Origin of the sequence: Solidesulfovibrio magneticus RS-1 (assembly GCF_000010665.1) — a bacterium.
Classification (GTDB): Bacteria; Desulfobacterota; Desulfovibrionia; order Desulfovibrionales; family Desulfovibrionaceae; genus Solidesulfovibrio; species Solidesulfovibrio magneticus.
Genome location: NC_012796.1, coordinates 3908395 through 3929652 on the forward strand (window position 1 = coordinate 3908395; position 21258 = coordinate 3929652).

Annotated in this window: 16 protein-coding genes; 5 read left to right on the top strand and 11 right to left on the bottom strand. The window is 65.6% G+C overall.

What is annotated here, in order from left to right; all coding sequences use genetic code 11:
* Nucleotides 1-15 precede the first annotated feature (15 nt).
* Nucleotides 16-1197 (bottom strand): pyridoxal phosphate-dependent aminotransferase, encoded by a 1182-nt coding sequence (locus tag DMR_RS16425; RefSeq protein WP_015862111.1) that lies wholly within the window; start codon nt 1195-1197, stop codon nt 16-18.
* Between the two features lie 186 nt (nt 1198-1383).
* Here DMR_RS16425 and DMR_RS16430 point away from each other — a divergent pair, with 186 nt between their 5' ends.
* The 3 genes from DMR_RS16430 to DMR_RS16440 all read left to right on the top strand — a co-directional run bounded on the left by DMR_RS16430 (nt 1384) and on the right by DMR_RS16440 (nt 5801).
* Nucleotides 1384-3366 carry a peptidase U32 family protein gene (locus DMR_RS16430; RefSeq protein WP_015862112.1) on the top strand — a complete coding sequence of 661 codons (1983 nt, stop codon included), beginning with the start codon at nt 1384-1386 and terminating at the stop codon, nt 3364-3366.
* Nucleotides 3366-4583: a bifunctional nucleoside/nucleotide kinase/histidine phosphatase family protein gene (locus DMR_RS16435; RefSeq protein ID WP_015862113.1), complete on the top strand. Its 1218-nt coding sequence runs from the start codon at nt 3366-3368 to the stop codon at nt 4581-4583. The genes DMR_RS16430 and DMR_RS16435 overlap by 1 nt, the downstream gene beginning before the upstream one ends.
* A 720-nt stretch (nt 4584-5303) precedes the next feature.
* The gene (locus DMR_RS16440) at nt 5304-5801 is read left to right on the top strand and encodes a hypothetical protein (RefSeq protein WP_015862114.1); all 498 of its coding nucleotides are present in this window, start codon (nt 5304-5306) and stop codon (nt 5799-5801) included.
* 290 nt (nt 5802-6091) lie between these two features.
* Here DMR_RS16440 and DMR_RS16445 read toward each other — a convergent pair whose 3' ends face one another.
* The gene (locus tag DMR_RS16445; RefSeq protein ID WP_015862115.1) at nt 6092-9238 is read right to left on the bottom strand and encodes a hypothetical protein; all 3147 of its coding nucleotides are present in this window, start codon (nt 9236-9238) and stop codon (nt 6092-6094) included.
* Between the two features lie 178 nt (nt 9239-9416).
* On the opposite strand from DMR_RS16445, the gene DMR_RS16450 reads away from it, so the two are divergent.
* Nucleotides 9417-9791, top strand: coding sequence for a hypothetical protein (locus DMR_RS16450; protein ID WP_043600942.1), 375 nt, complete (start codon nt 9417-9419; stop codon nt 9789-9791).
* 5 nt (nt 9792-9796) lie between these two features.
* Nucleotides 9797-10906 (top strand): NADH:flavin oxidoreductase, encoded by a 1110-nt coding sequence (locus DMR_RS16455; RefSeq protein ID WP_015862117.1) that lies wholly within the window; start codon nt 9797-9799, stop codon nt 10904-10906.
* Nucleotides 10907-10924: 18 nt separating this feature from the next.
* On the opposite strand, the gene DMR_RS16460 is transcribed toward DMR_RS16455, so the two are convergent.
* The 9 genes from DMR_RS16460 to DMR_RS16500 all read right to left on the bottom strand — a co-directional run bounded on the left by DMR_RS16460 (nt 10925) and on the right by DMR_RS16500 (nt 21058).
* A complete protein-coding gene (locus DMR_RS16460) occupies nt 10925-11434 on the bottom strand; it encodes a hypothetical protein (RefSeq protein ID WP_015862118.1) in 510 nt (169 codons plus the stop codon).
* A gap of 2 nt (nt 11435-11436) precedes the next feature.
* Nucleotides 11437-11877, bottom strand: a complete 441-nt coding sequence (locus DMR_RS16465) for a hypothetical protein (protein ID WP_015862119.1) — start codon at nt 11875-11877, stop codon at nt 11437-11439.
* Nucleotides 11878-12371: 494 nt separating this feature from the next.
* Nucleotides 12372-14780, bottom strand: a complete 2409-nt coding sequence (locus DMR_RS16470) for a penicillin-binding protein 1A (RefSeq protein ID WP_015862120.1) — start codon at nt 14778-14780, stop codon at nt 12372-12374.
* Complete coding sequence (locus tag DMR_RS16475) at nt 14777-15379, bottom strand: hypothetical protein (RefSeq protein ID WP_015862121.1); 603 nt, start codon at nt 15377-15379, stop codon at nt 14777-14779. Before DMR_RS16475 ends, DMR_RS16470 begins: the two co-directional genes overlap by 4 nt.
* A gap of 309 nt (nt 15380-15688) precedes the next feature.
* The gene (locus DMR_RS16480; protein ID WP_006921326.1) at nt 15689-15943 is read right to left on the bottom strand and encodes a hypothetical protein; all 255 of its coding nucleotides are present in this window, start codon (nt 15941-15943) and stop codon (nt 15689-15691) included.
* Nucleotides 15940-16590, bottom strand: a complete 651-nt coding sequence (locus DMR_RS16485; protein WP_015862122.1) for a peroxiredoxin — start codon at nt 16588-16590, stop codon at nt 15940-15942. Before DMR_RS16485 ends, DMR_RS16480 begins: the two co-directional genes overlap by 4 nt.
* Before the next feature lie 139 nt (nt 16591-16729).
* Nucleotides 16730-19384 carry an HD domain-containing protein gene (locus DMR_RS16490; protein ID WP_015862123.1) on the bottom strand — a complete coding sequence of 885 codons (2655 nt, stop codon included), beginning with the start codon at nt 19382-19384 and terminating at the stop codon, nt 16730-16732.
* Nucleotides 19385-19481: 97 nt separating this feature from the next.
* A complete protein-coding gene (locus tag DMR_RS16495) occupies nt 19482-19820 on the bottom strand; it encodes a P-II family nitrogen regulator (RefSeq protein ID WP_015862124.1) in 339 nt (112 codons plus the stop codon).
* A 23-nt stretch (nt 19821-19843) separates the two neighbouring features.
* Entirely contained in the window at nt 19844-21058 is a 1215-nt protein-coding gene (locus tag DMR_RS16500) for an ammonium transporter (RefSeq protein WP_015862125.1), read from the bottom strand.
* Nucleotides 21059-21258: the final 200 nt, after the last annotated feature.

Below are 21258 nucleotides of genomic sequence, written 5' to 3' on the forward strand. Positions count from 1 at the left end.
ATCAGCTTGCGCCGGTCAGCCCCGAATGGCCCGGGCAAACCCCGCTTCTGAACGGTTGATGACCGCTTCGTCCACGCAAAAGGCCAGCCGGAAATAGCCCGGCATCCCAAAACCACGTCCCGGCACGGCCAGGACGCGTTCCTTGGCCAGACGATCCAGAAAAACCAGTTCGTCGGCGTCGGGCGACTTGGGGAAGAAGTAAAACGCACCGCGCGGCATGATGAACTCGTAGCCGGCCCGGGTCAGCACCCCGGCCATGGCCGCCCGGCGGCGCTCGTAGATGCCCCGGTCCACTTCCTGGCCCAACGCCCGCAAGAGCAAGGCCTGGCCCACTGCCGGAGCGTTGACGAACCCCAGAATGCGGTTGGCGAAGACCAGCCCGGCCACGAGCTGCGCCCGGCCTTCCATGAGCGGCGACACGACGACATAGCCCACCCGCTCGCCGGGCAGGGACAGGTTTTTAGAAAACGATCCGATGACCAGGGAATAGGGATACAACGGCAGCACCGAGGGGACCTCCGCGCCGTCGTAGGCCAAGAACCGGTAGGGTTCGTCGGCCAACAGATAAATGGGGCGCTCGCGGCCGGCCGAGGCCCGGGTCAGCATGGCGGCCAGTTCGGTGAGCGTCTCCTTGCTGTAGACCATGCCGGTGGGATTGTTGGGCGAATTGATCAGCACAACCCGGGTGCGCGGGGTGATGGCCGCCTCCATGGCCGCGATGTCCAGGTCGAAATCGGGTTTGGTGGGCACGGGTTTGAGAATCCCGCCGGAGTTGCCGGCATAGAAGCCGTACTCCACGAAATAGGGGTTCGGGCAGATGACCTCGTCGCCCGGGGTGAGGACGGCCCGGAAAAAGCAGTTGATGCCGCCGGCCGCGCCGCAGGTGAGGAGCAGATCCTCGGCGGCAATGGCGATGCCCTGCTCCTTGGAGAGGTGTTCGGCCAGGGCGGCCCGCACGGCCGGATAGCCGGGATTGGGCATGTAGCCGAAGGCAAAGGGCTTGTCCGCCTGTTCGGCCAGCTCGGCCAGGCACTCGCCGACCACGGCCGGCGGCGGCAGGTCGGGGTTGCCCAGCGAAAAGTCGCACACGGCGTCTTCGCCGTATTGTTTCTTGAGCTCCAGCCCGTGTTCGAAAATCTTGCGTATCCAGGCTCCGCCGGACAGGAATTGTTCCATTTGCTCGGTGACCAGTTTCACGGCCGACCCTCCAAAAAAAGTGTCCGGCGAGCATGGCGCAAAAACTGAAGTGACGCAATATGGTAACGAGATCGGCGGCGTTTCGCGGGAGACTAGAAAAAAATAATTCCCTCCCGGGAACGTTTGGTTTACAGTTCTCGCCTCACGGCGTTCCCTGCCGCTAATCCCTATCTTCGCGAGACTCCCATGACCGAGGCGAAAAAGCCTGAAATCCTTGCCCCAGCGGGCGATCCCTATTCGTTTCTGGCGGCCGTCGCCGCCGGAGCCGACGCCGTCTACTGCGGCCTCAAACATTTCTCCGCCCGCATGCTGGCCCGCAACTTCTCCACCTCCGAGCTGGCCGCCCTGGCCGAAATGGCCCGGGGCCGCAACGTGCGCACCTACGTCGCCATCAACACCCTGCTCAAGCCCGACGAGGCCGACAAGGCCGGACGCCTGATCTCGCGCCTGGCCGCCGACGTCGGACCCGACGCGCTCATCGTCCAGGACCTGGGCGTGGCCGCCGTGGCCCGGCAGGCCGGCTACAAGGGCGAACTGCACCTGTCCACCCTGGCCAACGTCAGCAGCCCGTCGGGCCTGGCCACCCTGCCCGCCTACTCCTTTTCCCGGGTGGTGCTGCCGCGCGAACTGACCGTTGACGAGATGCGCGAGATGGCCGAGGCCGCGCCCCAGGGCCTTTCCCTGGAAGCCTTTGTCCACGGCGCACTGTGCTACAATGTTTCGGGGCGCTGCTACTGGAGCAGCTACCTCGGCGGCAAGTCGGGCCTGCGCGGCCGCTGCGTCCAGCCCTGCCGACGCATCTACGACCACCGGGGCCAAAAGGGCCGCTATTTCTCCTGCCAGGATTTGAGCCTCGATGTGCTCACCAAGGCCCTGCTCACCATCCCCGAGATCACGGCCTGGAAGATCGAGGGCCGCAAGAAAGGCCCGCACTACGTCTACCATACCGTGGCCGCCTACAAACTTTTGCGCGACGCCGCCGACGACACCTCGGCCAAGAAGATGGCCGCCAGCTTCCTGGAACAGGCCCTCGGCCGGCCCGGCACCAACTACAACTTCCTGCCCCAGCGGCCGAAAAACCCCATCGACACCAAGGAGCGCACCGGCTCGGGCATGCCCGCCGGCAAGCTCACCCGGGGCATCAAGAGCGGCCAGTGGAACCTGTCCACCCGGGTGGGCCTCATGCCCGGCGACCTGCTGCGGGTGGGCTTCGAGGACGAACCCGGCCACCGCGTGGTCAAGGTGACCCGCACCGTGCCCAAGGGCGGCCGGCTCACGCTCACCTTTGACGGCCCGGACAACAAGCCCGAGTCCGGCATCCCGGTCTTTCTGATCGACCGCCGCGACCCGGCCCTGGCCGCCAAGATCGCGCCCCTGGAAGCCGCCCTGGACAAGATCACCCCGCGCGAGGCCAAGCCGTCGGAATTCGTGGCCAAAATGCCCAAGCCGGCCAAGCCGTTTCGCAGCGAGCCGCTGTCGCTTAGCGTGTGGCGGCATCCCGACATGCGCAAGGAAAAGAGCCCCTTTGGCGTGTGGATCTCCACCCATCGGGCCCAGAACCTGCCCCTTGGCCGGGCGGCCATGGTCTGGTGGTGGCTGCCGCCGGTCATCTGGCCCGACGAGGAAAGCGAATTTAAAAGCCTCATCGCCGCCATCGTCAGCCGGGGCGGCAAGCGCTTTGTCTTAAACGCCCCCTGGCAGACCGGCCTGTTCCCGGCCGGGGCCAAGGGCCTGGACTTCTGGGCCGGCCCGTTTTGCAACGTGGCCAACCCCCTGGCCCTGGGCGAACTGGCCCGCAACGGCTTTTACGGCGCGTTCGTCTCGCCGGAGCTGTCGGGCGAAGACCTGCTCGGCCTGCCCAAAACCTCGCCGATCCCCCTGGGCATCGTGGCCAAGGGCGCCTGGCCCCTTGGGCTGTCGCGGGTGCTCTCGGGCGAGGTCAAAACCTGCCTGCCCGTCATCAGCCCCAAGGAAGAGGGCCTTTGGGCCGTCAAGTACGACCGCACCTATTGGCTGTATGCCAACTGGGAAGTGGACCTCTACCGCCACCGCGAGGCCCTGGTGCAGGCCGGCTACTGCGTGTTCGTGGACCTGCGCGAGCCTCTGCCCAAGGAAGTGAACCGGCGCGACCGCACCAGCCACTTCAACTGGGAAATCGGGTTGTTGTAATGGCGCGGCCGGCCAAGCTCTGCATCGCCATGGTGGGGCTGCCGGCCATGGGCAAGTCCACTGTCGCGGCCAAGATCAAGGAAAACCTCGAAAAAGACGACATCAAGGTCGGCATCTTCAACAACGGCGACGTGCGCCGGCGCATGGTCGCCGGCAACACCTCCCATGCCGGCTTCTACAACCCGGACAATACCGACGCGGCGGCGCTTCGCGAACGCATCGCCGCCGTCAGCATCGCCGAGGCCAAGGCCTACCTGACGGCCGAAGGCCAGATCGCCATCCTCGACGCCACCAACGTCTCCCGCAAACGGCGGGAGACGTTGCGGCAGCACCTGGCTCCCCATCCCATCCTGTTTATTGAGTGCATCAACGACGATCCTGAACTGCTGGCCCTGTCCGTGGCCCGCAAGACCCGGCTGCCGGAATTCGCCCACCTGCCCCAGGATGAAGCGGCCAAAAGCTTTTTCTCGCGCATCGGCTACTACCGCCACATCTACGCCCCGGCCGACGAGGCCGACAACCTCGTGCGCCTGGACACCCTCAACAACCGCATCATCGCCGAACGCGTCCATTCCGACGTGCCCCACTACGGCCGCATCCGTGACCTGCTCATGTCGGACTGGATCAAAAACCTCTTTCTCGTGCGCCACGCCGAAAGCGAGTATAACCTGGAAAACCGCGTCGGCGGCGATTCCGGGCTGACCGAAAAAGGCCGGCGCATGGCCTGGGCTCTGTCTCGCCACTTCATCGGCACGCCGCTGCCCTACGTCTTTACGAGCACGCTCACGCGCACCCGGGAGATGGCCGAACCCCTGCTGGAAACCCGCAAGGGCACGACCATCCACCATGCCTTCAAGGAGTTCGACGAGATCGACGTTGGCGAATGCGATGGGCTAAGCTATACAGAGATGGAGCGTGCACGACCGGAACTCTTTGCCGCCCGGGCGCGCAACAAATACAACTTCGTCTACCCCGGCGGCGAAGGCTACGCCACCATGGCCGGCCGGGTGTATCGCGGCATCAAGAAAGCCATCTACCTGAGCGGCAACTCCGAATACATCATGATTATCGGCCATCAGGCCGTCAACCGCATGATCCTCTCGGACTTCCTGTTCCGCCGCGCCGAAGACGTGCCCTATATTTTTATCCCCCAGGACAAGTACTTCCACATCGTCTCGACCCAAAGCAAGAAGCTGTTCGAATTGCGCAAGTTTTAGGGAAACAGGGACAGGAACGAAGGAGAGGAAGAGGAAGATGCCTCCGGCGGCTGGGGGCCTGAGGCCCCCAGACCCCCCACTTGGAAAAAGGTTTATAAGGGGAGCGCAGGATTGATACGACCTTGCCTTCTCCGCCGGGGGATGACCGACCCCTTGCAAAGGGGGCAAGGGAGCGACCCTGTCGCCGGACCGTGCACGGCCGGGGACGCCGCCCACCGCAACGTGCGCCTCTTGCCCCGCTGATCACGCAACGCGGCGCAACGGCGTCCCTTGCCCTCCCGCCTGTTCCCAGCCCGACATCCCCGCGCCCTTCCCGCCGCCCCCTTCCCCTGTCCAGCCGCTGCGCCTCCCCGGAAACCCTCCCGGAGGCCATCAGGATTTTGGAGAAACGCGATAAGAACACCACCTCGCCATGCCCAAAGCCACCCTGAACAGCACAGCACTATCTCCACAAAGCATTACCACCGAAAGCAACTCATCCGTAACAATCAAATTTCGAACGAATTAATAAACGGATAAAAATACTGCATCAGTCACGCAACAATAATCATACCTACAGATGTGCACACTTAAATTTACAGCACGACACCAAAAATGCCACGGACGTCACACATACCCCCAGGTTACACACGAATAAAAATAATTTCTATATAAACTTCCCCGCTCGTGGGCCGATAAGGCAGGCAGACGTCAACCTTGCCTTGCAAGAGGAGAATCACCATGAGCACGGATCTCATCAGCAATTCGTACAGCAGCACGACCACGTCCCTGAGCAGCCTGATCAGCTCGTCGAGCACCAACTCCACCGAATCCTCGGCCACGGACAGCCTGGCCTCGGGGCTGTCCATCAAGGGCGACGGCGGCGACTTTTCCAAGGGGGCCAAGGCCATGCAGCAGCTCAAGGACTTGGCCAGCTCCGACCCGGACAAGTTCAAGGAAGTGACCCAGCAGATTTCCGACAAGCTCTCCGAAGCGGCGGACAGTGCGTCCGATTCCAACACGGCCAAGATGCTGTCCTCCATGGCGGAGCAATTCGCCTCGGCGTCCTCGTCGGGGTCCATGGATTCCCTGACCCCGCCCTCGCCCCCGTCCGGCGGCAATGGCGCCCAGGGCCAGGCGGCCCAACAATACGCCAAGCAAAGCGGCGACAATCCCATGGCCACCATGGACAGCATCGTGTCCAGCGCCCTGTCCGGCGTCGGGTCCACCGAGGCCTAGCGTCGCTCCCGCGACGGCGCTAGGTATCACCACGGAAGCAGACGCAATTTTTTGAGGTTGCCGCGAACACGCGACATGACCGCTTCGAGGCTGCGACGCCCAGGCCCGACGACCGTTCAAGAGAAAGCGCCCCGCCTCCCGGCTTGACCGGAAGGCGGGGCGCTTCGTTGTTTGGGCCCAAGCGACCAAGGCCCGCCGAAATCCCTTTACCCCCTTTCTTCAGTCGGGGGGGCTGGGGGCCTCAGGCCCCCAGCCGCCGGAGGCATCCCCCCCTTTTCTCTCCACCACCCCTACAGCCCCCCCAGCCGGACGTCTCGTCCCAGCAGCGCGTTCTCCAGGGTCAGCGCCTCGGCAGGCGGGTGGCGGTGGGCGAGTTCCTGGAGATCGTCGAGGTAGCGCCGGGCGTGGCTCAAATAAAACGACAGGGCCGGGGCGAACTTGCGCCCGACCAGCCCTTCGATGAAAAGCCGGCTGATCTCGCGTTCGCGCAGCAGCACGTACTGGGACAGCAGAAACATGCGCCGCTCTTCGGCCGACATGGAGCGCATGGCCCGGGAGAGCACTGTGCGGGCGCGGGGCTGATACATCCAGAAATAGAGAAAATCCAAGGCGTTGACGATGACGATCTTGTCCAGATCACCCTTCTGGGAGCCGATGGAATTGATGAACTCCTTGGGCGTCTCCAGGAGTTTGGCCACGTCGTCGCTGGGATAGAGCAGCTCCAGCAACGAATAGGTGTCGTAGAGCTGCTTGAATTTTTCGCGGTAGTCGCGAAGGCGCATGCGCACGTATTTCGAGCGGTCGGCCAGGCCTTCGATGCCGGCGGCCACGCAGTCCGAGGCGAATTTGGAGACGATGGCGGCAAAGGGCTCAAGCGCCGGCTCGGGATCGGGCAGGCCGCCCTGGATGAGCAGCCAGGCCAGGCCTTGGTTGAGGCCATAGGCCAGAGGGATGGACAGCACGGACCGGAAGAGGTTGCCCACGGCCGCCGACTTGGGCAGCCCGCGCAGCAGGTTGTGGCTGGCCAGATACAGGCCGTTGGCCACGGCCATGCAAGCAAAAAGCACAAGCGGCGCGCTGGAGGTGGTGACGCCAAAGCCCTGCCCCAGGAGCAGCGTGCGCACCACGATATCCAAAAGCGGCACGGAAAAGCCCGTGAACATGAGCGAATCGGCCAAGCGGTCGAAGCTCACGTAGTCTTTCCAGGTTAAAAGCGGCGAGCGGCGCAGGCCGCCGCAGCCGAGCACCGCCTGGATGACGTTGCGCACGCCCGTGATGCCAAACCAGATGAAAGGCCCCATCCAGGCCAGGACCCACCAGGAGTTGATGCTGGCAAACGAAGCGGCGGCCACGGCAAAGCCCAGGCCGATTTTCAGCACGTTCTTGATGGTGTTGCTCAGATACCGCCAGGACAGCCCCAAGGGCCGGCGCAAGGCCTCGGCCCGGGCCAGCCAGCGCTGGCTGGCTTTTTGCTGGATGCCACCCAGGGTGTGGATGTTGGCGGTTTGCGGCGTGGCCTTGAAATAGCGCTTGCCCACCCACTCCAGCACGTAGCGGTAGCCGGCCAGCCGCAGACCGGGCAGACCTCGCAGGAACCGGAAGAACCGGGCCGAGAGGTCGCTTGAGAATTCGTCGGGCAGCGTGCTCACCCGGGGCGAGACAGCCACACCCACGGGGATGGCCCGGCGCAGACTCGTCCCGGGGCGTTTTTCGCGGCGGGCCAGCCGCTTGCGGGTCCGGGCCGGCAGGGTGTCGGCCACCACCAGCCCCATGCCGTGGCAGCGGGTGGACTGGCCGGTGGAGTCGGTGCCAATGCGGGCCGAAAGCGGCCGGGCACGGTAGGCGGCGGCGATGGCGGCCACGTCGCGGCGCAAATCGCGCAGGCTGGCGGCGGTTTCGGCGTCGCCGTCGGCTTCGGCCGTATCGGCGGTGCGGTTTATGAGGCGCTTTAAGGCCACCACGTTGCCGGCGTTGACAATGGAAATAAGGGCCAGGGCGTCGCCGCCGTCGCCGCCGCCGGTTTCGAAGACGCGCAGATTGAAGGCGTCGCAGCCGGTGATGTCGCCGCGACAGGCGAAAAGGGCCAGCAGCACGTCGGCAAAGGGCATTTCGGCCGTGCACAGGGCCAGGCTGTTGCCGACATGCAGGGTGTGTATGCGGCGGGCCAGCTCGGCCACGTCCACGGTCAGGCGTTCGGGCAAGGCCTCGCCGTCTTGGGGGGCCTCGGGCGGGACGATGTCCGGGTTGGCGGCCGGGGACAGGTAGTCGTCCAAGAGCGACTCCACGTCCAGGCTGTCGCGTTCGGCCAAAAGCGGACAGGCGTTGCCAGCGGCCGCCGCGTCCAGGGTATCGCCGGCCCGAGCGTCAAGCAGCGGGGCCAGGGCGTCGCGGATGAACCGGGCCAGATGGAGCAGGCTGGCCTGGCCCGAGCCCACGAAGGCCAGGAACTCTTCGTGATCAAGGGGCGGCAGGTCGAGGCCGTAGCGGTCGCGGATGGTTTGGCGGTGGCGGGCGTTGAAGGCGGCCAGCACGGCCAGGACATGGCGCTGCTCCCGAAGCGACAGTTCGAAGCCCTCACGCATGAATTCGCGCACCCCGGGCTTTTTGAGAAACGCGGCGAAATCCTCGGGCCGAGTAAAACCGCGCGGGGACCAGACGAGCTTGACGTGGCCGCCGCGATGGCGGGCCAAGCATTCGATGCCGATGTCCACGCGCATATCCATGATGGCGGCGGCTTCCAGCAGCTCGGCGGCGGTCTCCGGGCGCACGAAATGGTAGTGGATGACGGTGAGCCGCCGGATGCCCTTGATCCAGGCGTCCATGATGAGATGGGTGGGTGATTTGCGGCCCTTGGTGTTGGCGTCGTGGACGTGGTCGTCAAAGGCGATCTGGTTCCACTCCTCGGGCATTTCCAGGAGATGGTACTCGGCCAGGAGCTTTCGCACCACACGTGGCCGGCCGGACACGGCACTGCGGAAATCGTGGGCCAGCTCCAGCTGGCGGCGCGGGGTGTCCCGGGAGCGCACCAGCTCCTTCATGATCTGCAGCAGCACCCGGGCAGTGTTTTTCTCCAGCCCTGATTCGGCCGCGGCCATGACCTCGTCACGCAGCGACCGCAAGGCGGTCAGCCGGTCGCCGGCCATGCCGGCTTCCAGGGACCCGAGCAGGTGGATGACGGCGTAGGCGATGCGCAGCCCCTTGGGCGCGGCCATTTCCTTGATGCCGTGGGGATGCAGATACGGCGCAAGCAGGCGTTTCATGCTTGATGAGCCGCGCCGGGCCAGCACGTCGTTGACGATGCGCAGCAGTTCGTAATCGCCGGCGTCGAAACACAGGCGCGAGAGCGCCGAGCGCGGCACGCCGTCCAGGGCGTGGGCGCTGGCGTTTGCTTCGGGCAGCGGCGGAATCCCCTGATCCGGGGGCATGGTATTCGTCATAAACTTGTCTTATTTTTCACAATATGACTACCGTTTCCCCCTGTCCGCGTCAAGGGGCCGGCCGGAAAAGCAGTGCGTCTTACAAGGGAAGCGATTGCCTTGGCCGGCCGGATTGTACATACTATGTTCACGACGGGAAGTGGTTTGCCCGTCCAAGGCTTTGGAGGAACGAGGAACAATGACCAAGCGTAAAGCGCCGGCCGCCGCCCTGGGCGTGGTTCGGGAAGCGGCGGGACGCATCCGCGAGATCGAGGCCGAGGCCGGCCGACTGCTCCACGAGGCCGGGGACAAGGCCGGGTACCTTCGCCTGATGACGGAAAAATGTCTGGTGCTCGAAGGGCTGCCTGACGAAGCCGACGAGGTCCTGAAAGGCAACGCCGTTGACGGATCGGGCGCGCTGCTCTCGGGGCTTGAGGATTTCGCCCGCCGGGCGGCCTTGGCCCTGCAGTTGGAAAGCCCGTTTTTCATGAGCGCCCTGCTCTACCCCGAAGACTATCGGGACGGCGATCCCAATGACCTGGAGCGGTTCATTGACCGCTTCGAGGCGGCCTAGGCTCCATGAAGGTCTTTTCGCCCATCGCCATCAACGGGATGCGGCTTAAAAACCGCTTCGTGCGTTCGGCCACAGGGGAAGGGATGGCCAACCCCGACGGCTCGGCCTCGGACCGGCTGGAAGCGCTGCTCAAGACCCTGGCCAAGGGCGAGGTGGGGCTGGTCGTCTCCAGCCACGCCTATGTGGAAAAACGCGGCCAGGCCCGGGCTTCCCAACTTGGCGCGCACAGCCCGGACATGGAGGCCGGCATCGCCCGGCTGGCCCGCATCGTCCATGCCTACGGCGGCCGGTTTGTGGTGCAGCTGGCCCACGCCGGGCTGCGGGCCGACCCGGAGGTGACCGGTCAAGCGCCGCTTGGGCCGTCGGTTCCCGAGGATGATACGGCAGGCCAAGCCATGGAAGCCGAGGATCTGGCCCGGCTGGAAGCCGCCTTTGGCACGGCGGCGGCCCTTTGCCGCGATGCCGGGGCCGACGGCGTGCAGATTCATGCCGCCCACGGCTATGGCCTGAGCCAATTCCTCTCGCCGCGCACCAACCGCCGCACTGGCGCGTATGGCGGCTCGTTGCAAAATCGGGCCAGACTGCTGCTGGAAGTGCTCGGCGCCATCCGGGGCCGCATCGGCCGGGAGTATCCGGTGCTGGCCAAGATCAACAGCGACGATTTCATCGCCGGGGGCTTCACTTCGGCCGAGTGCGTCCAGGTCGTGAGCTGGCTGGAAGCGGCGGGGCTCGACGCGGTGGAACTCTCGGGCGGGGTGTTCGAATCCGGGCGGCTCAATTTCTCGCGCCCGGGCCGCATCGCCATCCCGGACGGCGAAGCCTGGTACCGCGACACGGCCCGGACCGTCAAAGCGGCCGGGGTGACCATGCCGGTGATCCTGGTCGGGGGGCTTCGCAGCCTGGGCACGTGCGAGGACATCATCGCCTCGGGCGACGCCGAGCTGGTGGCCATGTCCCGGCCGTTTATCCGCGAACCCGGGCTTATCGCCCGCTGGCAGGCCGGCGACACTGCTCCGGCGTCCTGCGTGGGCGACAATCTCTGCTTCGCCCCGGCCCGCTCGGGCCAGGGCCTTTACTGCGTCACCGAGGCCAGACAGGGGGAACGGCCCAAGTAACGGCCGCCACGCCGCCGGCTATTCGATCTTGTTTTGCATGAAGGCGATGGTCTTTTCGGGCAGGGCCTTGGGCTGGGCGCCGTCGCGGGAAAGGTCGGTCAGATCTTCGGTGACGGCCAGCATGAGGTTCGTGAAACGCGACTGGTTGCGCAGGCGTTCCCGGGCGTCGGGATTGTGCCAGGCGTCTTTGAGAAGCTCGGCGGCGTGGTGGTGGATCATCAGCGCCATGGGCTTGGGCATGGCGCCGTAGTATTCGAGCATGTTGGCCTTCATATCGTCGATGCTGGCCAAAAATTCCGTGAAGTTCTCGGTTTGCCGCTCCTCTTCGAGCCTGGCCCGTTTGCACTCCTCCTTGAAGCGTATCTCCATAAGCTCCAGGCGTTGCTTCAGCTCCTGCTCGGCCACGAGCTTTTCCTCGCGCAGCTTGTCCAGATCGGCCTGATGGGCCATCTGCCAGTCGGCGGACTCGGTCTTCATGGTGTTGATCAGCCGGGCGACGAACCGGGCGATGTTTTCCGGCAGGGGCATGGTTACCTCGTATGCTCGAAAAAGGTTTCCACAGCCGGGGAAACCTGTTTGGCGTCGTTGCTGTCGAAAATGACGTGCAGGGCGTAGAGGCGGTCGAAGTCCACGGTGACCACGGCCCGCTCGATAAAGGCCGAGGTGCGCTGGGCCTGGTAGGGGGTGAGTTCGCGCTCACGGGTTTTGAGCTGTCCGTGGACGAGGCGGGCGAGTTCGCGGATGTTGCCGCGCTGGCTGGCCAGGAGCAGGCGCTTGCGCCGGGCCTGGCCGCGCTGGGCGATGTCGCGCCGGAGGCGGGCGTGTTTTTGCTGACGACGCTCCAGCCGGCTGTGGCGGCGGTAGAGGAAAAAGGCCAGGGCCAACGCGCCGAGCACGGCCGGGGCATAGAGGGCGAGCACGGAGAACGAGACGTAGATGAGCGAAAGTTCGGAGAAAAGACTTTGCGGCATACTGGCTTGCCGGCATCGGCGGCCGGCCTGGGGCCCGACAGCGCGGGCGCGGTTTACCGGACGCGCGGCGTCCGGACGATGGCTGGCGACGCGGCGGCCTCCGGCTAGGGAGGCCCGACGACTGCCCGAACCTGACAGCTAGTCCAAAGCCTGGGCCGCGTCAAGGCAGCCTCGCTTTTTCGCGCTTTAATGAACAATAATTTAAGCACGTTACTCACCCAAACCAACCCGCTCTAACCGCCCGAATTTCCAGATTGACCGGCTATTTCGCGCGCATCCCCACAAGACAGCCCGGCCCCCTCTCCCCATGCGCAGGGTGTGGCGGGATCCTCTGCCCGGCTTTCAAAGCCTCGTGTATCCCACCAAACAACCAACGATTTCTTCGCCTCCCAACCAAGGCCCGGCCCCCGCCGCCCTCCCCTTTACACTTTTCTGCAGTCGGGGGGTCTGGGGGCCTCAGGCCCCCAGCCGCCGGAGGCCTCTTCCTGTCTCCCCTAAAACATCTGCTTCAACAAATCCTCGCCCTTGCCGAGCGGCGCGTTGGGGTCGGTGAAGAAGGCTTTTTCCTGTTCTTCGTCCATGATGCTGGCCACGCCCTTTTCGGTGCCTTCCTTGAAGGCCATGGGCACGCCGTCCACGGTGCCCATGATGACGCCGGGCGGACGCGAGAAGTCTTCGGGCGGGTAGTCGTCTTCCACGGCCTTGCGGTAGGAGAGCCAGATGGGCAGCGAGGCCCGGCCGCCGGTTTCGCCCTTGCCCATGGATTTGGGCTGGTCGAAGCCGATGTAGCAGCCGGTGAGCAGATAGGGCGAAAAGCCCATGAACCAGGCGTCCTGGAAATCGTTGGTGGTGCCGGTCTTTCCGGCCAGGGGACGGCCCAGGACCTTGGCCGCCGTGGCCGTGCCGGCCCGCACGACTTCCTTGAGCAGGCAGTCCATGACGTAGGCGGTCTGGGGCGACATGACCTGTTTGACCTCGGGCTTGTTGACCCAGACTTCCTCGCCCCAGGGGCTTTTGACGTCGAGGATGAAGCGCGGGGTGATGGTGGAGCCGTCCCGGGCAAAAGCCGAGTAGGCCTTGACCATGTCCAGGAGATTGACGGCCACGGCCCCGAGGCTGACCGGCAAAAACGGGCCGAAATCGCCGCGAAGCCCCAGTTCCTGGGCGCGCTCCACGATCTTTTTCATGCCTACCTGCTGGGCCACCCGTACGGTGACGAGGTTTTTGGACTTGGCCAGGGCCGAACGGATGGTCATGGGGCCGCCGTAGTCGCCTTCGTAGTTTCCCGGGCTCCAGGTCTGCTTGCTCCAGGGATCGACGTAGGTGAAGGGGCCGTCCATGACCACGGTGGCCGGGGTCATGCCGTTGTCCATGGCCACGGAGTAGACGATGGGCTTAAACGACGAACCGGGCTGGCGGAAGGACTGGGTGGCCCGGTTGAACTGGCTTTTTTCGAAGGAAAAGCCGCCCACGCAAGCCACGACATCGCCGGTGCGTGGCTCCATGGACACGATGGCCCCTTCGATGCGCGGCTCCAGTTGCATGGCCAGCTTCCACATGGGGCGTGCGGCCTTGGCCGGCGCGGCCGGGGGCGGGTTTTCGCCGGGCTTGGGCTTTTTGGCGGCGGCCTCGGCCGGTTTGGCCTCGCCGGGCTTGGCCGGGGCCGGCTTGGCGGCCGGGGCGGCCTTGTCCGGGCCGGCCTTGTCGGGCAGGGCCGTGACCGAGGCCCAGACCAGATCGCCCGGCTCCACCTTGCCCTTGGCCCAGCTCATGTCCTCGGCGGGGATGAGGCCGTACTTGTCGCCAAAGCGCACCACAGCACCAGCCGGCACCACTTCCTGCACCAGGGCCTTGAGCCAGCGCCCCGGTTGCAGCAGGGCTTCGGGCACGCCCGAGCGCTCGTAGAATTCCTCGTATTTGTCCTTGTCGAGCTTTTCCAGGCTGGGCTTGAAGCCGCGCCGTTTTTCCGAAGCGACAAGGCCTTCGCGCAGGGCCCGCTCGGCCGCTTCCTGGTGTTTGAGGTCCACGGCGGTATGGACGTGCAAGCCGCCGTTATAGACTTGGTCTTCGCCGAAGCGATCGATGAGTTCCCGGCGCACCTCTTCGAGGTAGAACGGGGCCACCTCCCAGGACGGGTCGGGCATGCTTTTAAAGACCAGCGGCTCGGCCACGGCGGCGTCGTGCTGGGCCTGGCTGATCCAGTTCTGGGCAAGCATCCGGCCAAGGACGTATTTCTGGCGGGCCTTGGCCGATTCGAAGTCACGAAACGGAGAATAGCGGCTGGGGGCCTGGGGCAGGCCGGCCAGGAGCGCGGCCTGGGCGATGGTCAGATCGGCCACGTGGACGCCGAAATAGGTCCTTGCCGCCGCTTCCACGCCATACGCCCGGGAGCCCAGGTAGATCTGGTTTAAATAGATGGTGAGGATTTCGTCCTTGGTCAGGTATTTTTCCAAGCGGTAGGCCAGGATGGCTTCCTTGACCTTGCGCTGGTAGCTTTTTTCCGAGGACAAAAGCAGACGCTTGATGATCTGCTGGGTGATGGTGGAGCCGCCCTGCTTGCGGCCGCCCTGCTGGAGGTTTTTGACCATGGCCCGCAGGATGGCCGTGGGATCGACGCCTTCGTGCTGGTAGAAGGTGGCGTCCTCGGCGGCCAGGAAGGCCTTGGGCAAAAAGTCCGGCATTTCGGAAAGCGTCACCAGGAAGCGCTTCTCGGAATAGAGATAGCCGAGCACCTTGTTGTCGCGGGTGTAGATGGTGGTGACCAGCGGCGGGCGGTAGTCGGTGATCTTGCGAAAGCTCGGCAGGTCGTTGGACGCCCAGTAGTAGAGGCCCACGCCGCCGGCAATGCCGAAAACGAGGCCCACGAACACCAGGATCGCCAGAAGGATGAGCAACTTTTTCACGGACGGTATCTCGCAGGGGAGGGAGTGACGAAGGGCATGCCTTCCTTGGGCGGCAGCCCCCAGGCCAGACGCAGGCGGCCGTGCAGTTCGCGCACGCCGGCCTCGCCATATTCGAGCAGGGCCAGCATCCGGGACACGGTCCGCCCTTGGCGGTGGACCAGACAGCCCGGCGCGGCAAAGGCCGTGACGGCCCCGCCGTTTAGCCAAAACGGAAACAAGCGGCAATAATACGGACGCGCATCCCTTGGCAAGCGACATCCATCGGCCCGCAAGAACACGCAATTGCCCTTCGGGTCAACGGCCAGGCGCAGATGGTCGCCGCCGGGGGGGAAGAGGCGGGGAAGAATCTTGCGGTCGCGGGGAAAAAGCCGCCCCATCTGGGCCAGAAAGGCTTCGGTGTTGGCCTGGTGGACAAAGCCGCCCACGGCCAAGCCGTCAGCCTCGACAATGCGGGCTCGCTCCATCTCGGACACGGGGAAACACACTTCCTCCAAGCCCGGGGTCAGCGAACAGCAGGTCGGGCCGGCGGCGGCGCACCGGGCGCAGACAGGCGCGTCCGACGTCGAAGCGTCGGGGAGCAGGGCGGAATCAGCAGACACGGCGACCTCCCGGGCCGCCGCCAGACCGGGACAACGTCCCCGGCCGTCCGGCTCCCGGAAAGACCATAATGCCGCCCGGGGCGAGCGTAAAGAGCCAAGCCCGGCGCTTGGAACCGATGCCGTACTGCTTGCCCCTTGTCCGCCCCCAAGCGGACCATAACCTGTCGGGAATGACGGACGGTCTTTCGGCCTTGAACCCAAGCCGAGACCGGAACAACCCGTCGCCGCCCCCCGGCCCGGGCCACAGGTCCGCTGTGACGCCCGGCGTCCGGCAGTTGCCGACGCCGGGCGCGCGGACCGGGAGCCGGATCAGCGGCCGAGCTTTTCGCGGCCGTAGTCCGTGACGGCCAGCCGGCCGTTTTGGTCTTCCAGGAGCCCCAGGTTCACGAGGTCGCGCACCATGGGCAAAACCTGGGAAAAATGGCGCACCAGGGCCCGGCTGATGTCCTCCATCGTGGCCGGCGGCTCGCACACCCGCAGAATGTCCTTGGCGGACTGGGTGAGCGTTCCGTCGGGCTTGACCTGGGGCGTGTCTTCAGCAGCGTCGTACATGTCGGAAATCATGACAACTCTCTCTTGCAAAAATACCAATCCGGGCAGTTCGGACCGGCGGCTTTGGCCCTCTCCTGGGCCATGGCCTGGGTTCGCGGCGGGGGAGCCAGCACCCCGTCCCCGGGTTTCCAGCCGGCGGGCGTGGCCACGCCGTGGGCGTCGGTGGCCTGCAGGGCCGCCACAAGGCGAACGATCTCGGCGACGTTGCGTCCGGTGGTCATGGGGTAGGCCATGTACGCCCGGACACATTGCCGGTCGTCGATGACATAGACCACACGGGCCGGTTCGGTGGGCGACTCGGCCGGCATGGTCATGCCGTAACGCCGGGCCACTTCGCCGGTGGTGTCGGCGACCAAGGGGAAATCGATGGCCGCGCCGAACTTCTCCTCAAGGGATCGCACCCAGGCGATGTGGGAGAAAATGGAATCCACCGACAGACCGAGCAGTTCGCAGCCCATGTCGCGCAAGGTGGCGCGCACGCCGGCAAAGGCCATGAGTTCCGAGGCGCACACGGGCGTGAAATCCGCCGGATGCGAAAAGAACACCAGCCAGCTTCCCCGAAAATCTTCCAGGCGCAGGATGCCGTGGGTGGTTTCGGCCTCGAAGTCCGGGGCCGTTTCGCCGATGCGCGGAACGCATACGGAAGCGTGATCGGTCATGCAGGCTCCTTTCGACCCGCGGCAACATGCCGCAGGCAGGCTCTCACAACCCCTCTATCGCCGCTTCAACGCGCCGCGTCAAGGCCGGACGCCGGGCCAACCCCCACGAATGCGGCCCTATATCGGCTCCAAGCGGCCGTTAGCGCAGGGTGCAAGGGTCGTCGGCCAGACGGTGCAACAAGGCCGCCTTGATCTCGGCCAGCTGCTCCGGGTCCTCCACCCGCCGTCCTGCCGGGCCGCGCACGTAAAAGACGTCGCGCACACGCCCAGCTGGGGTCATGACCTTGGCCAGATGGGTTTCCAGCCCCATCTCGGCCAGGGTGCGGGCGATGTCGTAGAGAAGTCCCACCCGGTCGTCGCAGGACACGTCGATGACCGTAAAGAGATCGGAAGCCTTGTTGTCGATGGCCACCTCGGGCGGCGACTTGGGGCCGGCCACGGCCAGGGACAGGGCAAACCCGCCTCGCTTCTGGGCCAGACGGTAGGCCAGGAACAGCTTGCCGCACAGGGCGTAGCGCACGGCCCGTGACACCCGGGCGAAAACTTCGTCGCTGTAGATGACGTCGGGCGGATTGCCGGTGCGCAGCGACAGGATGACCACGCCGTCTTCCCAGCGAAACACGTCGGCCTCGTGGATGGACAGATCGTGCAGGGCCAGCACGCCCGTGACGGTGGGAAAAAGCCCACGCACCTGGCGGGCGGCCACGGTGACCGTGAAACCGTCGCCGCCGGGCAGGGCCGTGTAGGTCAGAGCGGCCACGTCGCGGCCGGCCCGGTCGCCGGGCTTCATGCGCCGGTCCTCGGCCTCGGCGGCGTCGAGTTCGGCCAGCAGGTCCAGATGACCAAGGATCGTCTCCACGGGCTGGCTGACGAGATAGCGCGGCGGCATGGCCAACAGCAGGGCTTCCAGGGCTTCGGGGCTGAAGCGGTCCCGGGCGGCCTCGCGCAAGCTGTCCCGGGCGGCCAGCATGATCCGGGCGTCGTCGGCCCCAAAAAGCCGGCCCTGCTCAATGGCGGCGCGCAGCTTGCCGTAGAGGTCAAACACCAGGGACTCTTTCCAGCCGGTCCAGGCCTGGGGGCCGGTGGCCAGCCCGTCGCAGCGGGCAATGAGCACGAGCATGTCCAGGGCTTCCACCGTGGCCACCCGGCCGGCCGCCCGGGCCACCACGTCGCGGTCAGACAGGTCGCGGCCGGTGGCGGTTTCGGGCAGCAGCAGATGTTCGCGCACGAGGGCGGCGATCATGTGGCGGGCCTCGGGTGGGGCGGACAGGCGCGAGAGCATGTCCTCGGCCAGCTGGGCCCCCTTTTCGGCGTGGGCCCCGCCCAGGCCCTTGCCCATGTCGTGCAGGAGCAGGCCCCAGTAAGCCAGCTCCGGCCGGGGCAGGCCGTCCAGCAACTCCCTGGCCCGGCAGGCCGGCCCGACGCGCAGCTCGGCCAAAAGGCGCACGGCCTCCAGGCTGTGCCGGCCCACAGGATGGACATGGTAGACGTCGTAGGAGACGTTGTCCTTGACCCGGGCGAACTGGGGCAGGATGGCCTCCAGCACGCCGCTGGCGCTCAGCGCGTCCAGGGCCGCGCCGGAGACGTCGGCCGGCATGATGTCGCTTAAGCTGTCATAGAGCATCCGGCCGGTGCGCGGCGAAACCTCGGCCAGCCGGCCAAGTTCGGCGGCCAGGCCGCGCAGCCGGCCCATGGTTTCGTGGGACGGGGCCTTGCCCAGGGCGGCGCACACGGCAAAAAGCGGCATGGCCCGCTCCATGGCCTGGAAATCGGTCAGCCCCGGGGCGAAACGCAGGCCCTCGGGGGCGTCTTGCAAGCCGTCGCCCACGGACGTGGCCGGGGCGGCCAGATCCAAGGCCCCCAAATGTCCGGCCAAAAGCGGCCAGACCGACTGGCGCAGGGCCTTGATGTCGGCCATGCGGCGCAGCAGCAGCGACAGGAAGCGCTCCACGGCCCGGCGGTCGCCCCGGCGGCCAAAGCCCATGGCCTCGGCCAGGCGTTCCTGGAATTCGAAATAGAGCTTGTCGTTCTTGCGGCCGCACAGGCGGTGCAGGTGCATCCGGGCGGTCAGGACGAACCGGGCGTCGTCTTCCAGGGCGGCCAGGTCGTCGGCCAGCAGGCGAGCGTCGGCCTCGCGGCCCGGGTCCAGGCGCATGAGCCAGCGGACTTGCTGCCAGTCGCGCAAACCGCCCAGACCGTTTTTGAGATCAGGTTCGAGCATCCCGCCGGCATCGCCATAGGTCCGGCCGCGCTCCTTGTTGCCCTTCTCCAGCCACTCGGCGAAGCCAGCGGCATGGGCCGGAAAGCTGCCGGCCTCCAGGCGGGCCGTCAGGTCCACGACGATGGCGGCCTCCCCGGCCAGAAAGCGCAGGTCAACAAGCGACGCCAGCACCTTGGGGTCGCAGCCGGCCAGCTCCAGACAGCCGGAAACGGCGCGCACCCCGTGGCCGAGCTCCACACCCCGATCCCAGAGCGGGAAAAAGAGAAACCGGGCCAGTTCCGAGGCCCAGTCCGGCGGCTCGGACGGGAAGAGCAACAACACGTCGATGTCCGAGGCCGGACACAGTTCGCGCCGGCCATAGCCGCCCACAGCGGCCAGAGCGAAGCCGTCGGCTTGCGAAGCGTTGACCTCGGCCCACTCTTGCAGGCGCTGGCGAAAATAGCGGTCGTAGACGTCGGACAGGGCGGCGACGTAGGCCACGTCCAACTGGCCGGCGGCCAGGGCGTCGGCCAGCAGGGTCTTGCCCTCGTCGAGCATGACGGCGCTGACCGGCGCGTCGGGTGCGGACGGCATGGCAGGCTCCCCATCAATAAAACGACCGGGAAGGAGGCGTTCCCCCTTCCCGGTCGGCTATTTTGTCATTTTCCCCGAAGGGTTGCCAGCAAACTGCCTAGATGGCGGCGTTGCCGGTCTCGCCGGTGCGGATACGGATGACCTCGTCGATGGTGGAGACGAAGATCTTGCCGTCGCCGACTTCGCCGGTCTGGGCCGCGGCCTGGATGGCCTTGATGACCTCGACGGCCAGGCCGTCCTCGACCACCAGCTCCATTTTGACCTTGGGCACGAAATCAACCTGGTACTCGGCACCGCGGTAGACTTCGGTGTGGCCGCGCTGGCGGCCGAAGCCCTTCACTTCCGACACGGTCATGCCCTTGATGCCAAGTCCGGTCAGCTTTTCCTTGATTTCGTCGAGCTTGTAGGGACGAGTGATGACTTCGATCTTTTTCATGATGGCGCGCTCCTTATCCTTGACTAGAGCTGGTAGCCGACTTCGCTGTGCTGGCTGACGTCGAGACCCTTGATCTCGTCGTCCTGGCTTACCCGAATACCAACCATCACGTCCACGATTTTAAAGAGGATCAGCGTCATGACGAAGCAGAACACCCAGGTGGCGACCACGGACACGAACTGGATCCAGAGCTGTTCGGGGTTGCCGTAGAACAGGCCGTCGTTGCCAAGCTCGTTGACGGCCTTGGTGGCGAACAGGCCGGTGGCCAGGGCGCCGAAAGTGCCGCCCAGGCCGTGGATGCCCACCACGTCCAGGGAGTCGTCGTACTTGAACACGCTCTTGATGAGCACGCCGCCGTAGCACAGCCCGCCGGCAATAAGCCCCATGAGGATGGCCGGCATGGGTTCGACGTAGCCGGCGGCCGGGGTGATGGCGACCAGACCGGCCACCGCGCCGGAGGCCATGCCCAGGGTGGTGGGCTTGCCGCGATGCCACCACTCCACGATGATCCAGCTAAAGGCGGCGGCGGCGGCGGCCAGGTGGGTGGTGACGAAGGCCGAGGCGGCCAGGCCGTTGGCGGCCAGAGCGCTGCCGGCGTTGAAGCCGAACCAGCCGAACCAGAGGATGCCCGCGCCAAGGATGGTCAGGGGCAGGTTATGCGGAATAAACGACTGCTTGCCGTAGCCGTGGCGGCGTCCCAGGTAGAGGACGGCGGCCAGGGCGGACGCGCCGGAGCTCATGTGGACGACCGCGCCGCCGGCGAAGTCGAGAGCGCCCATCTTGGCCATCCAGCCGCCGCCCCAGACCCAGTGGGCCATGGGACAGTAGACGACCAGCAGCCACAGGGTGGTGAAGAGCAGGAAGCCGGAGAATTTGATGCGCTCGGCAAACGCGCCGGTGATCAGCGCCGGGGTGATGACGGCGAACATGCACTGGAAGATCATGAAGGCCAGGTGCGGGATGTTGTCCACGCCTTCCTTGGCCGCCGTGCCGACGCCGTTAAGGAACATGAAGTCGAGATTGCCGATGACGCCGCCGATGTCGCCGCCAAAGGCCAAGCTGTAGCCCACGATGGCCCACAGCACGGAAACGGTGCCAAGCAGGATGTTGGAATGCATGAGCGTGCCAAGGATGTTCTTGGTACGGACCATGCCGCCGTAAAAAAGCGCCAGACCCGGAGTCATAAGCATGACCAGGGCCGCCGAAATGAGCACGAAAGCGGTATCTGCCGCGTTCATGGTTCCCCCTCTGATGACGTTTTTGTCGAAGATTCCCTTGCCGTCGTCGTCGCGTCCGTTGCCTCAAACGGCCCCGCGCGGCCCTCTCCAAGGCCAAGCCGGCCGCTTTCCGCCGCATCGACAACTCCTGACTAGCCCAGCGTTGACATTTTTGCAACACCAAAATCGACCCCGTTGCAAACCCGTAACAAAAGCCTGCC

Bases quoted from the DNA above. Each gene is read 5' to 3' on its own strand.
- DMR_RS16490 (WP_015862123.1), bottom strand. From the start codon at position 19,384: ATGCCGTCCGCACCCGACGCGCCGGTCAGCGCCGTCATGCTCGACGAG.
- DMR_RS16450 (WP_043600942.1), top strand. From the start codon at position 9,417: ATGACCAAGCGTAAAGCGCCGGCCGCCGCCCTGGGCGTGGTTCGGGAA.
- DMR_RS16460 (WP_015862118.1), bottom strand. From the start codon at position 11,434: ATGCCCCTGCCGGAAAACATCGCCCGGTTCGTCGCCCGGCTGATCAAC.
- DMR_RS16495 (WP_015862124.1), bottom strand. From the start codon at position 19,820: ATGAAAAAGATCGAAGTCATCACTCGTCCCTACAAGCTCGACGAAATC.
- DMR_RS16445 (WP_015862115.1), bottom strand. From the start codon at position 9,238: ATGACGAATACCATGCCCCCGGATCAGGGGATTCCGCCGCTGCCCGAA.
- DMR_RS16430 (WP_015862112.1), top strand. From the start codon at position 1,384: ATGACCGAGGCGAAAAAGCCTGAAATCCTTGCCCCAGCGGGCGATCCC.
- DMR_RS16485 (WP_015862122.1), bottom strand. From the start codon at position 16,590: ATGACCGATCACGCTTCCGTATGCGTTCCGCGCATCGGCGAAACGGCC.
- DMR_RS16500 (WP_015862125.1), bottom strand. From the start codon at position 21,058: ATGAACGCGGCAGATACCGCTTTCGTGCTCATTTCGGCGGCCCTGGTC.
- DMR_RS16435 (WP_015862113.1), top strand. From the start codon at position 3,366: ATGGCGCGGCCGGCCAAGCTCTGCATCGCCATGGTGGGGCTGCCGGCC.
- DMR_RS16465 (WP_015862119.1), bottom strand. From the start codon at position 11,877: ATGCCGCAAAGTCTTTTCTCCGAACTTTCGCTCATCTACGTCTCGTTC.
- DMR_RS16440 (WP_015862114.1), top strand. From the start codon at position 5,304: ATGAGCACGGATCTCATCAGCAATTCGTACAGCAGCACGACCACGTCC.
- DMR_RS16480 (WP_006921326.1), bottom strand. From the start codon at position 15,943: ATGATTTCCGACATGTACGACGCTGCTGAAGACACGCCCCAGGTCAAG.
- DMR_RS16455 (WP_015862117.1), top strand. From the start codon at position 9,797: ATGAAGGTCTTTTCGCCCATCGCCATCAACGGGATGCGGCTTAAAAAC.